General features: G+C 69.6%; 12 protein-coding genes. All 12 read right to left on the reverse strand.

The annotated features are described in order from the left end of the window. Positions 1–3: 3 nt before the first annotated feature. The gene (gene nrdR / locus HNR16_RS07725; protein ID WP_158039614.1) at positions 4–495 is read right to left on the reverse strand and encodes a transcriptional regulator NrdR; all 492 of its coding nucleotides are present in this window, start codon (positions 493–495) and stop codon (positions 4–6) included. Then, positions 495–1799 (reverse strand): histidinol dehydrogenase, encoded by a 1305-nt coding sequence (gene hisD / locus HNR16_RS07730; RefSeq protein WP_158039613.1) that lies wholly within the window; start codon positions 1797–1799, stop codon positions 495–497. Before hisD ends, nrdR begins: the two co-directional genes overlap by 1 nt. A gap of 56 nt (positions 1800–1855) precedes the next feature. Next, entirely contained in the window at positions 1856–5365 is a 3510-nt protein-coding gene (gene dnaE, locus HNR16_RS07735; RefSeq protein WP_158039612.1) for a DNA polymerase III subunit alpha, read from the reverse strand. Positions 5366–5474: 109 nt separating this feature from the next. Further along, positions 5475–6398, reverse strand: a complete 924-nt coding sequence (locus tag HNR16_RS07740; RefSeq protein WP_225737765.1) for an RluA family pseudouridine synthase — start codon at positions 6396–6398, stop codon at positions 5475–5477. Further along, positions 6395–6973 carry a signal peptidase II gene (lspA, locus tag HNR16_RS07745; protein ID WP_225737764.1) on the reverse strand — a complete coding sequence of 193 codons (579 nt, stop codon included), beginning with the start codon at positions 6971–6973 and terminating at the stop codon, positions 6395–6397. Before lspA ends, HNR16_RS07740 begins: the two co-directional genes overlap by 4 nt. A gap of 77 nt (positions 6974–7050) precedes the next feature. Next, positions 7051–7737, reverse strand: coding sequence for a DivIVA domain-containing protein (locus tag HNR16_RS07750; RefSeq protein WP_158039611.1), 687 nt, complete (start codon positions 7735–7737; stop codon positions 7051–7053). A gap of 175 nt (positions 7738–7912) precedes the next feature. Continuing rightward, positions 7913–8203: a YggT family protein gene (locus HNR16_RS07755; protein ID WP_158039610.1), complete on the reverse strand. Its 291-nt coding sequence runs from the start codon at positions 8201–8203 to the stop codon at positions 7913–7915. Between the two features lie 92 nt (positions 8204–8295). Then, entirely contained in the window at positions 8296–8784 is a 489-nt protein-coding gene (locus HNR16_RS07760) for a cell division protein SepF (RefSeq protein ID WP_158039609.1), read from the reverse strand. Between the two features lie 61 nt (positions 8785–8845). Further along, positions 8846–9553, reverse strand: a complete 708-nt coding sequence (locus tag HNR16_RS07765) for a YggS family pyridoxal phosphate-dependent enzyme (protein ID WP_158039608.1) — start codon at positions 9551–9553, stop codon at positions 8846–8848. A gap of 5 nt (positions 9554–9558) precedes the next feature. Then, on the reverse strand, positions 9559–10854 hold the full coding sequence (ftsZ, locus tag HNR16_RS07770; protein ID WP_158039607.1) for a cell division protein FtsZ: 1296 nt from the start codon (positions 10852–10854) through the stop codon (positions 9559–9561). Between the two features lie 246 nt (positions 10855–11100). Then, positions 11101–11874: an FtsQ-type POTRA domain-containing protein gene (locus tag HNR16_RS07775; protein WP_158039606.1), complete on the reverse strand. Its 774-nt coding sequence runs from the start codon at positions 11872–11874 to the stop codon at positions 11101–11103. Next, positions 11871–13274 (reverse strand): UDP-N-acetylmuramate--L-alanine ligase, encoded by a 1404-nt coding sequence (murC, locus tag HNR16_RS07780; protein WP_158039605.1) that lies wholly within the window; start codon positions 13272–13274, stop codon positions 11871–11873. The genes HNR16_RS07775 and murC overlap by 4 nt, the downstream gene beginning before the upstream one ends. Positions 13275–13288 lie beyond the last annotated feature (14 nt).

Consider the following 13288-nt stretch of genomic DNA (forward strand, 5'->3'; position numbering starts at 1 on the left):
GGGCTACTCCCCCGTCTCGCTGAGATCGGCGGCCCCGTACTTCGAGGTCACCCCGTCGTGCCGGAGCGCGTCGATGGCCGCGGCGAAGTCCTCGAGGTCGGCGAAGGCCTGGTAGACCGACGCGAAGCGCAGGTACGCGACGTCGTCGAGCTCGCGCAGCGGCGCGAGGATCGCGATACCGATGTCGTTCGTCTCGACCTGCGAGGCGCCCGACGAGCGGACGGACTCCTCGACGCGCTGGGCGAGGAGGGCCAGGTCCGTGTCGGTGACCGGACGCCCCTGGCACGCCTTGCGCACACCCGCGACGACCTTGTCGCGCGAGAACGGCTCGACGACACCGTTGCGCTTGACGACCGAGAGGCTCGCGGTCTCGATCGTCGAGAACCGACGACCGCACTCGGGGCACTGACGCCGACGACGGATGGAGTTGCCGTCGTCGGTCGTGCGTGAGTCGACGACCCTCGAGTCGGGGTGCCGGCAGAACGGGCAGTGCATCAGGTCGTCCGGGCCCGGACGGCCTCGCCGTGCGCGGGCAGGTCCTCGGCGCCGGAGAGCGCGACGATCGCATCGGCGACCTCGGCCAGCGCGGGGGCGTCGTAGCGGATGATCTGCTGGGGACGCAGGAACGTGTGTGCACCGAGCCCCGCCGCGTGGGCGGATTGGCCGCCGGTCGGGAGTACGTGGTTGGACCCGGCGAGATAGTCGCCGAGGCTCACGGGTGAGTGCGCCCCGAGGAAAATCGCACCGGCGTTCGTGATGTCCGCGAGCACGGCCTCGTCGTCCGCCGTCTGGATCTCGAGGTGCTCGGGGCCGTACGCGTTCGAGACCGCGGCGGCCGCGGCGAGATCGTCCACGAGGACGATCGCCGATTGCGGCCCGGCGAGCGCGATCGCGACACGGTCGGCGTGGCGGGTCGCGGCTGCCCGTGCGGCGACGCGCTCGGCGATGCGGTCGGCGAGGTCGGCGTCGTCGGTCACGAGGACCGAGGCCGCCATCTCGTCGTGCTCCGCCTGGCTCACGAGATCGCTCGCGACGAGGTCGGGGTCCGCGCTCGCATCGGCGATGACGAGGATCTCGGTCGGTCCCGCCTCCATGTCGATGCCGACGACCGACTGCACGATGCGCTTCGCGGCGGCGACGTACACGTTGCCCGGGCCGGTGATGACGTCGACGCGCTCGATGCCGAGTGACTCGACACCGTACGCGAGTGCGCCGATCGCACCGGCGCCGCCCATGGCGTGCACCTCCCGGACGCCGAGCAGCGCGGCCGCGCCGAGGACGGTCGGGTGCACGGCGCCACCGAACGCGCGCTGCGGCGGCGAGGCGATGGCGATCGAACGCACCCCGGCCGCCTGGGCCGCGACGACGTTCATGACGACGCTCGACGGGTACACGGCCTTCCCGCCGGGCACGTACAGCCCGACGCGTTCGACCGGCTGCCAGCGCTGCGTGACCGTCGCGCCGGGGGCGAGGGTCGTCGCCGCGGCCGGCGGCACCTGCGCGGCCGAACCGGCGCGGACCCGCTCGATCATGCGCTCGAGCGCGTCCCGCACGTCGGGGGCGAGGCCGGCGCGGGCCGCCGCGAGTTCGTCCGCGGTCGCCGTGACGTGGTCGGGCGCACCGCCGTCGAGCCGCTCCGCCTGGTCGCGGAGCGCGTCCGCACCGCGCGTGCGGACGTCGTCGATGAGGGTCGCCGCGGTCTCGGCCGCGACCGAGACGTCGATCTCGGGTCGCGGGAGGGCGTCGCGCAGGGCGGTCGGCGAGAGGGAGGTGGCGCGCAGATCGATCGTTCGCAGCATGGTGCCTCGAGTCTATCGGCGCGCCGAGCTCGACATCGCCCTCCCCGCGCGCCACCTCACCCGAGACAGCCGGGGCCCAGGAGCGCCTTGAGCTCGCCGAACAGGTCGTCGGACACGCGCACGCGGTGCGGCAGCTCGAAGCGCCGGATCACGTTCGCGCCGCGCATCTTGAGCCGCACCTCGCTCGCCCCGGCGTGCCGCCGCAGGACCTCGTCGAGTTGCCCGACGACGCGCTCGGTCGCCTGGGTGTCGACGAGCGCGAGCGTGAGCGGCCCGGTGCTGCCCTCCTCGGCGAAACGCGGCACCTGCAGGCCCTGGGCGTGCAGGTTCATGCCGTCGTCGCGCTTCGAGACGCGCCCGCGGACGACGACGATCGCATCGTTGACGAGCTTCGACGCGAACTCCTGGTACGTCTTGCCCATGAACATGACGGTCATCTCGCCGCCGAAGTCCTCGACCTGCACCATGCCGTACGGGTTGCCCGATTGACGGGCCACGCGGTGCTGGACGCTCGTGATGAGGCCCGCGATCGTGACCTGCTGACCGTCCTCGACCGTCTCGGACTCGAGCAGGTCGAGGATCGAGGTCGACGCGAGCTTCGCGAGTTCCCGTTCGAGCCCCTTGAGCGGGTGGTCCGACACGTAGAGCCCGAGCATGTCGCGCTCGAACGCGAGTTTGTCGGTGCGGGCGAACTCGGGGCGGTCGGGAACCTGGTCGGTCTCCTCCTCGAAGTCCATGAGGCCCGCGAACAGGTCGACCTGCCCGTGCGCCTCGTTCCGCTTGCGCGACACCGACGCGTCGACGGCGTCCTCGTGGATCTCGAGCAGTGCCCGGCGCGTATTGCCGAGCGAGTCGAACGCGCCCGCCTTGATGAGCGACTCGATCGTGCGCTTGTTCGCGACGCCGAGCGGTACCTTGCGGAGGAAGTCGTGGAAGCTCTCGAACGCGCCCTTCTCCTTGCGCGCGGCCCGGATCTCCTCCACGACGTTGGCGCCGACGTTGCGCACCGCGCCGAGGCCGAATCGGATGTCCATGCCGACGGCCGCGAACTTCGCGACCGACTCGTTGACGTCCGGGGGCAGCACGTCGATCTGCATGCGGCGGCACTCGCCGAGGTAGATCGCGAGCTTGTCGCGGGAATCGCCGACGCTCGTGAGGAGCGCCGCCATGTACTCGGCCGGGTAGTGGGCCTTCAGATACGCCGTCCAGTACGAGACGACGCCGTACGCGGCGGAGTGCGCCTTGTTGAAGGCGTAGTCGGAGAACGGCAGGAGGATGTCCCACAGCGTCGTGACGGCGGCGTCCGAGTAGCCGTTCTCGCGCATGCCGCGATGGAAGCCCTCGTACTGCTTGTCGAGCTCCGCCTTCTTCTTCTTGCCCATCGCGCGGCGGAGCAGATCGGCCTGGCCGAGCGTGAAGCCCGCGAGCTTCTGCGCGATCGCCATGACCTGCTCCTGGTACACGATGAGGCCGAAGGTCTCGCCGAGGATGTCCTGCAGCGGCTCCGCGAGCTCCGGGTGGATCGGCACGACCTCCTGCAGCCCGTTCTTGCGCAGCGCGTAGTTCGTGTGCGAGTTCGCGCCCATCGGGCCCGGCCGGTAGAGCGCGCCGACGGCCGAGATGTCCTCGAAGTTGTCGGGCTTCATGAGGCGCAGGAGCGAGCGCATCGGCCCGCCGTCGAGCTGGAAGATGCCGAGCGAGTCGCCGCGGGCGAGCAGTTCGTACGTCGGGTGGTCGTCGAGCGAGAGCGCTTCGAGCTCGACCTCGGCGCCCTTGTTGTCGCGGATGTTGTCGAGCGCGTCGTCGATGATCGTGAGGTTGCGGAGCCCGAGGAAGTCCATCTTCAGCAGGCCGAGGGCCTCGCAGGTCGGGTAGTCGAACTGCGTGATGATCGCGCCGTCCTGCTCCCGCTTCATGATGGGGATGATGTCCATGAGCGGGTGGCTCGACATGATGACGGCGCACGCGTGCACGCCCCACTGGCGCTTGAGGCCCTCGATGCCGAGCGCCGTGTCGAACACGGTCTTCGCCTCGGGGTCGGTCTCGATGAGCGCGCGGAACTCGCCCGCCTCCTTGTAGCGCTCGTGCTTCGGGTCGACGATGCCACGCAGTGGGATGTCCTTCGCCATGATGGCCGGCGGGAGCGCCTTCGTGAGCCGCTCGCCCATGCCGAACGGGTGCCCGAGCACGCGCGCCGAGTCCTTGAGCGCCTGCTTCGTCTTGATCGTGCCGTAGGTGACGACCTGCGAGACGCGGTCGACGCCGTACTTCTCGGTCACGTAGTCGATGACCTCACCGCGCCGACGCTCGTCGAAGTCGACGTCGAAGTCGGGCATCGAGACGCGATCGGGGTTGAGGAAGCGCTCGAAGATGAGCCCGTGCTCGAGCGGGTCGAGTCCCGTGATGCCGAGCGCGTAGGCGACCATCGATCCGGCACCCGAGCCACGGCCGGGACCGACGCGGATGCCCTTCGACTTCGCCCAGTTGATGTAGTCCGCGACGACGAGGAAGTAGCCCGGGAACCCCATCTGGGTGATGACCCCGTTCTCGTAGTCGGCCTGCTGCTGCACGCGCTCGGGAATGCCGTCGGGGTAGCGCCCGTGGAGGCCCGTCTGGACCTCCCTGATGAACCAGGACTCCTCGGTCTCGCCCTCCGGGACGGGGAACACGGGCATGTAGCTCGCGTCCTCGTCGAACGTCGCCTCGCAGCGCTCGGCGATGAGCAGCGTGTTGTCGCACGCCTCGGGGTGGTCGCGGAAGATCTGCCGCATCTCGGCGGCGCTCTTCAGGTAGTAGCCGGAGCCGTCGAACTTGAAGCGGTTCGGATCGTGCATCGTCGAACCCGATTGCACGCACAGGAGGGCCGAGTGGCTGTCGGCGTCGCCGTGGTGTGTGTAGTGGAGGTCGTTCGTCGCGACGAGCGGGATCGCCATGTCCTTCGCGAGCTTCAACAGATCGCCCATGACGCGTCGCTCGATGTCGATGCCGTGGTCCATGATCTCGCAGAAGTAGTTCTCGGCGCCGAAGATCTCGCGGAACTCCCCCGCCGCCTTGCGCGCCTCCTCGTACTGCCCGAGCCGGAGTCGCGTCTGGATCTCGCCCGACGGGCAGCCGGTCGTCGCGATGAGCCCCTCGTGGTACTCCTGCAGCAGTTCGCGGTCCATGCGCGGCTTGAAGTAGTAGCCCTCCATGGACGCGCGCGACGAGAGCTTGAAGAGGTTGTGCATGCCGGGCGTCGAGTGACTCAGGAGCGTGATGTGCGTGTACGCGCCGGCGCCCGAGACGTCGTCCCCGCCGCCGTCGCCGAACTTCACGCGCGTGCGGTCGGACCGGTGCGTGCCGGGCGTGAGGTACGCCTCCGTGCCGATGATCGGCTTGATCCCGTTCTGCCGCGCCTGCCGCGCGAAGTCGTACGCGCCGAACACGTTGCCGTGGTCGGTCATCGCGATCGCGGGCATCCCCTCGGCGCTCACGGCCTTCATGAGGTCCCCGACGCGGGCGGCGCCGTCGAGCATCGAGTACTCGCTGTGGACGTGCAGGTGGACGAACGAGTCGGACTCGGACAAGACGCTCCCGGGGGTCGGATCACCGTGTGCATGGCCCGCGTCCGTGACGGGACGGGGTCCCTCAGCCTACGCCCCACGAGCCCGACGGAACGTCAGTGTCGCGCCCCGCTCAGGACTCGCGGAGCAGCTCCAGCGCGTTCGCGAGATCGGCCGGGTAGTCGCTGTGGAACTCGACGTACTCCCCCGTCTCGGGGTGCGCGAACCCGAGTGTGCGCGCATGCAACCATTGCCGCGACAGACCGAGTCGGGCGGCGAGCTGCGGGTCCCCACCGTAGAGCGGGTCACCGATGCAGGGATGCCGCTGCGCCGCCATGTGCACACGGATCTGGTGCGTCCGGCCGGTCTCGAGGTGCACCTCGAGCAGGCTGCCGTGCCGGAACGCCTCGATCGTCTCGTAGTGCGTGACCGAGGGCTTGCCGTCGGAGGTGACCGCGAACTTCCACGAGGAGCCCGGGTGCCGACCGATGGGAGCGTCGATCGTTCCGGCGAGCGGGTCGGGGTGCCCCTGCACGGCCGCGTGGTAGATCTTCGTCACGGTGCGCTCCTTGAAGGCGCGCTTGAGCGTCGCGTAGGCGTCCTCCGTCTTCGCGACCACCATGAGTCCCGAGGTCCCGGCGTCGAGCCGGTGGACGATCCCCGCCCGTTCGGGTTGTCCCGAGGTCGAGATGCGGAACCCGGCCGCGGCGAGCGCACCGAGCACGGTGGGCCCCTCCCAGCCGACCGAGGGGTGAGCGGCCACGCCGACGGGCTTGTCGACGACGACGAAGCTCGGCTCGTCGTGCACGATCCCGAGATCGGGGACCACCATGGGAACGACCTCGACGGGGCGTGCCGGCTCCCAGGTGACGTCGACGAGTGATCCCGCCGCGAGGCGATCGGATTTGCCGACGGTCCTGCCGTCGAGGAGGACGCCGCCGGATTCCGCGATCTCGGCCGCCGTGGTTCGGCTGAACCCGAGGAGCTTGGACAGCCCGGCATCGACCCGGACGCCGTCGAGGCCGTCCGGAACCGGCAGCATGCGCGACTCGCTCATGCGCGCCCCTCCCGCTCGTCCGTCCCGGGGGCGGGCGGTGTCCCGACCCCGCCGGACGCCTCGTCCGGCTCGTCCTCGGGGGCCGGCGCCCCGTCCGAGCGCGAACGGCGTCGGACACCGTCGAACCCGACGTCGAGCACCGTGAGGAGCACGAACAGGATCATCCCGAACACGATGCCCATGTCCGCGATGTTGTAGATCGCCGGGATCAGCCACGGCGTCGAGATGAAGTCGACGACGTGCCCCACGCCGAATCCCGGTGGCCGCAGGAGTCGGTCGGTGAGATTCCCGAGCACACCACCGAGTACGAGCCCGAACACGGCGGCCCATCGGGCCGAGTGGATCCGGCGGGCCACGACGACGATGACGACGATCATGACGATCGCGAAGCCCGTGAAGAGCCACGTCTGTCCCTCGGCGAACGAGAACGCCGCACCGGGATTCCGCACGAAGTACCACTGCAGCACGCGCCCGAGAACGGGCACCGGCTCGCCCTCGGTGAGCGATCGTTCGACGATCGCCTTCGTGAGCTGGTCGAGTCCGTACACGCACAGCGCGACCGCGCCGATCAGCACGAGGATCTTCGTGCTGATCGGACGCGGTCGCTGCGTGCGCGCGGGATCAGGTCGAGTCGACGCTCCCACGCTACGAACTACTGCTGCGGCTGCTGCACGCCGGACGCGGCGGGCTCGACACCCGAGGCCTGGCGGTTGAGGTCGTTGAGCTGACCCTCGATGTAGCCGCGGAGCTGGTTGCGGTAGTCGCGCTCGAAGATGCGCAGCTCTTCGATGCGCTCCTCGATCTTCGTCTTCGAGTCCTCGAGGCGGCGCATCGTGTCGCGCTCCTTGGCCTCTGCGTCGCTCACGATCTGGCGGGCCTTCGCGTCGCCCTCGTTCACCACGTTGCGGGCGCGGAGCTCGGCGTCGGCGACGATGCGGCGGGCCTCGGCCTCGCCCTCGGCGATGATCTCGTCCTTGCGGCGAGCACCGTCGGCGACGTGCTCGTCGTGGAGACGACGGGCCAGGACGAGCAGCGAGTTCGACGACTCGGCGTCGTCACCCGACGCGGCGGCGCCGAGCGAGGCGACGGGCTGCGGCGTCGGCTGCTGCACGGGAGCGGGCTCTTCCACGACCTTCTCGAGGACGGGCTGGGGAGCGGATGCGACGCGCTTCGCGGCGGCATCGAGCTCGGCCCGGAGCTCTTCGTTCTCCGCGATGAGGCGACGGAGCTCGATCACGATCTCGTCGAGGAAGTCGTCGACCTCGTCCTGGTCGTACCCCTCGCGGAACTTGGTCTGCTGAAAGCGCTTGTTGACCACGTCTTCTGGCGTGAGTGCCATGCCGGCCACCTCTCAACTTTCTTTGCGTATCGCTTGTCAATGGGTAACAGTATCGCCCCCGGCCCGCTGCCGCGATGCTGGGGGCTGCCCAGCGGGGTGCGCGTCAGTCACACTACGGCACTGGTGCCACTTTCGTCACATTTGAGTGAAGATTTACGACCGCACGGCGTGTCGTTCAGCGGAGGAAGACGAGGGCATTCGCGAGGATGATGAGTGCGAACATGACGATCATCCAGGCCAGATCGATGCTGATGTTACCCACGCGCAGCGGGGGAACGACCTTGCGAACGAGCTTCACGGGCGGATCGGTGATCGAGTACACGAACTCGCAGAGCACGAGGACGACACCCTTGGGCTTCCAGTTCCTGGCAAACAGCTGAACGTACTCGAGGATCAGTCGCGCCCACAGGACGACGATGTACAGGTTGATGACCAGACCGAGGATCTGGGCGAGCAGTCCGAGCAATTCGTGAGGCCTCTCTCGCGGATAGGTGTGCGCAGCTCACGCACGAGGCGGCGCGCATGTCGCACGCCGCCTCCCGAGGAACGGATTCTCGCCTAGGCGAAGAACGACGACTCCTTGGCCGCGGCGTTCTTCGTCTCCTCGCCGTGCACCGCGACATGGTGCGGCGAGAGGAGGAACACGCGGTTGGTGACGCGTTCGATCTTGCCATACAGGCCCTGCGAGAGGCCGCTCGCGAAGTCGATGAGGCGACGGGCCTCGCCGTCCTCCATCTGCGAGAGGTTGATGATGACGGGGATGCCGTCGCGGAAGTTCTCCGCGATGACCTGCGCGTCCTTGTACGCCTTCGGGTGGACCGTGAGGATCTCGTTCATTTCGTTCGCCGCCGGAGTCGGAGCCTGCATCTTGGTGGTCGGGGTGATGGGAGTCACTGGGGCAGGCGTCTGCCGCTGCTGCGGCTGCTCCTGGCGAGGCTCGGGGACGGCCTCGGCGCGGCGGGGCGTGTGCACCTCGTCCTCGAAGCGGTTCTCGTCTTCGTCGGCCAGGCCCAGGTAGACCATGGCATTGCGCAGGGGGTTGGCCATCTCAGTTCCTCCGTCAGTTTCGCGCGTGCTGCGTGTGGCACGTGTGTCGCGTGTGACTATGCTATTGCCGCATCGGTCGTTCTCCCGTGATTGCCGCGCCGATTCGCAGGTGTGTCGCACCCTGTGAAATCGCTGACACGAAATCGCCCGACATCCCCATCGAGAGCGCGCTCGCGCCCGGAGCGATCCGCCGCACATCGGCGGACAACTCGGCGAGCCGGGCGAACGCGCGAGCCGGCTCCACGTGCTGCGGGGCGACCGTCATGAGGCCGCGCAGCCGCAGCACCGGCGTGGCGAGCACGTGCTCGACGAGCGACTCGAGCGCGTCCGGAGCGACACCGCCCCGGCCGGACTCGTCGGAGAGGCCCACCTGGACGAAGACGTCGAGCGGCCGCTCGCGCCGCGCCGTCGCGAGCGCATCCACGAGGCCCGGTCGGTCGATGCTCTGGATGCAGTCGGCGTACGCCGCGATCTGCCGCGCCTTGTTCGTCTGCACCTGACCGACGAAGTGCCACTCGAGGTCGTCCCGACCCACGGCGGCCCGCTTGTCACGTGCCTCGGGGTGACGGTTCTCGCCGAAGCGGCGTTCACCGAGCTCGGCGAGCGCCTCGACGAGTTCGGGCGGGTGGAACTTCGTGACGACGACGAGCTCGACGTCGTCGGGCGAACGGCCCGCGTCCCGGCACGCCTCGTCGATTCGAGCGTGAACCGCCCGCAGACGGGCGGCGAGGGCGCTCTCGCCGCCCTCGCCGCCGCTTTCGTGCGCCATCGCCGCTACTTGAGGAAGTCGGGGATGTCGAACGGGTCGTCGCTCGAGTCGTCGTAGCCCTGCTCGGCGTCGGAGCGCGGCAGCACCGTCGGGGCCTCCGCCGTCGACCACGCCGGTACCGCACGCGGACCCGGCTGGCCCGTGTTCGGCTTCTGCTCGGTCTGCTGCGCGGGCGCGGGCTCGGGCTTCGACTGGACGGGCTCGGGGCGCTGGGACGACTGTCCGTACGCGCCGATCCCGACGGGCTCCGGCTCGCGGTCCGCGGTCGTCGACGGACGGTGCGACTCACCGCCACCGGCCGACTGCTGCGGGGCAGTCGACTGCGCCCGCTGCGCCTCCGCGAGCGACTTGGGCTCACCGCCGTCGAAGCCCGCCGCGATCACGGTGACCCGGACCTCGTCGCCGAGCGTGTCGTCGATGACCGTTCCGAAGATGATGTTCGCCTCGCGGTGCACGGCCTCCTTCACGAGCCCGGCCGCCTCGTTGATCTCGAAGATGCCGAGGTTGGAGCCGCCCTGGATGGAGAGGAGCACGCCGTGAGCGCCCTCGATCGACGCCTCGAGCAGTGGCGAGGCGACCGCGAGCTCGGCTGCCTTGATCGCACGATCCGCACCGCGCGAGGAGCCGATGCCCATGAGCGCCGATCCCGCCCCCTGCATGACGGACTTCACGTCGGCGAAGTCGACGTTGATGAGGCCCGGCGTCGTGATGAGATCGGTGATGCCCTGGACACCCGCGAGGAGCACCTGGTCGGCGGTCGAGAACGCCTCGAGCATCGAGATGCCGCGGTCGCTGATCTCCAGGAGCCGGTCGTTCGGCACCACGATGAGGGTGTCGACCTCTTCCTTGAGCGTCGCGACGCCCACCTCGGCCTGCTGCATGCGGCGCATGCCCTCGAAGCCGAACGGCTTCGTCACGACGCCGATCGTGAGCGCGCCGATCGACTTGGCGATCCGGGCGACCACGGGCGCGCCGCCCGTTCCCGTTCCGCCGCCCTCACCCGCCGTGACGAAGACCATGTCCGCGCCGGCAAGGGCCTGCTCGATCTCCTCGGCGTGGTCCTCGGCCGCGCGACGCCCCACCTCGGGGTCCGCGCCGGCACCGAGACCGCGCGTCAGTTCACGTCCGACATCGAGCTTCACGTCGGCGTCGCTCATGAGCAGCGCCTGCGCATCGGTGTTGATGGCGATGAATTCCACGCCGCGGAGTCCGAGTTCGATCATGCGGTTGACGGCGTTGACGCCGCCGCCACCGATGCCGACGACCTTGATGACGGCGAGGTAGTTGTTGGTGTTCGACACGTGTCCGGCCCCTCGTTGTTGTCACGAGCCCTGCGTCGCGTCGCGTGCGCGGAGCACACTTCCGACGACGACTTTAGGGTCTGGGGAGGCTCGTGAACTCGTCTGTTGCACCGACGGTACGGGGGTGAGCCGGGTGGCGTCCGGATCGTGGCGGGTGTGTCGCGAATGATCGGCGCGAAACGCCCATCTCATCTCAAGTTCCACCTGAAGGTTGAGGCTCGGGACGAGGGCGCCGCGACCCGCCGATCAGCGCGTGACGGGCGACTCCGGACTCGAGACGTCGTACTGCGACACGCCACCCGCCGGCGCCCCGGACATGAGCGCGAGGAGCACCTCGACCTTCCGCGCGGAGTCCTCGCCGCTCCCCCACACGACACTCGTCCCGTCACGCAATTGCAGCGTGACGTCGTCGAACGTCCGCGCCGTGACCGAGGCGACGCCGACACGGAAGTCGGCGGGCAGCGCGAGCGAGACCTGTGCCGCCGCGGCGAACGCGGGCGACGACGTGTCCCCGCCGCCAAGATCGAGCGTCGGCACGTCGGCCGGCGCCTCGGGTGCCCGCCACAGCTCGACGCCGGCGGCGTCGTACACGGCCCACTGTCCGTCCCGCTCGAGCGCGCCGATCGGCTGACGCTCGACGATGTCGACGACGAGTGTCGACGGCGGTACCGCCCGCTTCGACCAACTCTGCACGAGCACGAAGCCCGCGAGCCTTGTCGCGACGTCGTTCGTGGTCACGAGCGCGAGCGGGCGCCCGTCGAGGTCGGCGAGGACCTCACCCACGGCCGTCGCGTCGAGCCGGCTCGTGCCCTCGACCCGGATCTCGCGCACCGCCATGATGGGCGAGAACACGGCGACGGCGACGAACAGGAGCAGTGCCGCGACCGATGCGACGATCCCGACGAGCAGCCGCCGCCTGCGGCGCGACGAACGCGTGAAGCGCCGGACCTCGTCGCGCTCGACCTCCCGCTCCCGCCGCGCGTCCGCGATGGACGCGTCGCGATCCGCCGCGGGGCTCATGCCCCTGCGGACGCCTCGAGCGAGCCGAGCAACTGGGGGACGATGAGGTTCACGTCACCGCACCCGAAGGTGATGACGAAATCCCCCTCCCGCGCGACCGATGCCGTGTAGTCCGCGGCCTCCTGCCAATCGGGACGGAAGGCCACGCGGTCCGGATCGGCGAAAGCGTCCGCCACGAGTGCTCCCGTGACACCGGGAATCGGGTCCTCGCGCGCGCCGCACACGTCGAGTACGACGGTCCGATCGGCGAGCCGCTCGTAGACCTCGGCGAACACGTCGCTCATGGCCTGCGTGCGCGAGTAGAGGTGCGGCTGGTGGACGGCGATGAGTCGCCCGTCGCCCACGACCGTGCGGGCCGCCGTGAGCGCGGCCTCGACCTCGGCGGGGTGGTGCGCGTAGTCGTCGTAGACGCTCACACCACGAACGGTGCCGTGCAGCTCGAACCGCCGCTTCGTGCCGCCGAAGGCCGCGAGGCCGTCGAGCGCGGCACGCGGATCGTGCCCGAGGGCGGTGAGGACGGCGAACGCACCCGTCGCGTTGATCGCGTTGTGCCGACCCGGCACGTGGATCTCGGCCGGATACGCGACGCCCTCGTGATGGACGACGAAGGTCGTGCGGCCCCCCTGTGACGCGATGTCGCTCACGCGGACCGTCGCCCCCTCGGCCTCGCCGAAGGTGATGATCCGCGGATGGTCGATCCGCGTCGTGACCTCGACCGCGAGCGGGTCGTCGGACGAGATCACGACCGCCTCGCTCGCCCGCGACGCGAACGACACGAAGGCGGCCTCGAACGCCTCGACCGTGCCGTAGTGGTCGAGGTGGTCGTTGTCGATGTTCGTGATGAGGGCGATCGCGACGTCGTAGAAGAGGAACGAGCCGTCGGACTCGTCGGCCTCGACGACGAACTCCCGCCCGCCACCGATGTGCGAGGAGGTGTGCAGCTGCTCGATCACGCCGCCGTTCACGAAGCTGGGGTCGGCCCCGAGCTCGTCGAGCGCCGTCACGACCATGCCCGTCGAGGTCGTCTTGCCGTGCGCGCCGGCGACGGCGACGAGCCTGCTTCCGCGTGTGAGCCACACGAGCGCCTGCGAGCGGTGGAGGACCGTCAGACCCCGCTCGCGCGCGAGCACGAGTTCGGGGTTGTCGGGCCACAGCGCCGAGGTCACGACGACCGTGTCGGCGTCCCCCAGGTTGGCGGCGTCGTGGCCGATGTGGACCTCCGCGCCGCGCTCGCGCAGTTCGCGCGTGTAGTCGTTCTCGGTGCGGTCGCTGCCGGAGACCCGGACCCCGCGGTCCATGAGCATGCGCGCGATGCCGCTCATGCCCGAACCGCCGATGCCGATGAAGTGGACCTTCCCGAGTTCGTCGGGAATCTGCGCATCCGGGTCTGGCTGGATCATCTGCTGTCGCTCTC

Source organism: Pseudoclavibacter chungangensis, assembly GCF_013410545.1.
Classification (GTDB): Bacteria; Actinomycetota; Actinomycetes; order Actinomycetales; family Microbacteriaceae; genus Pseudoclavibacter; species Pseudoclavibacter chungangensis.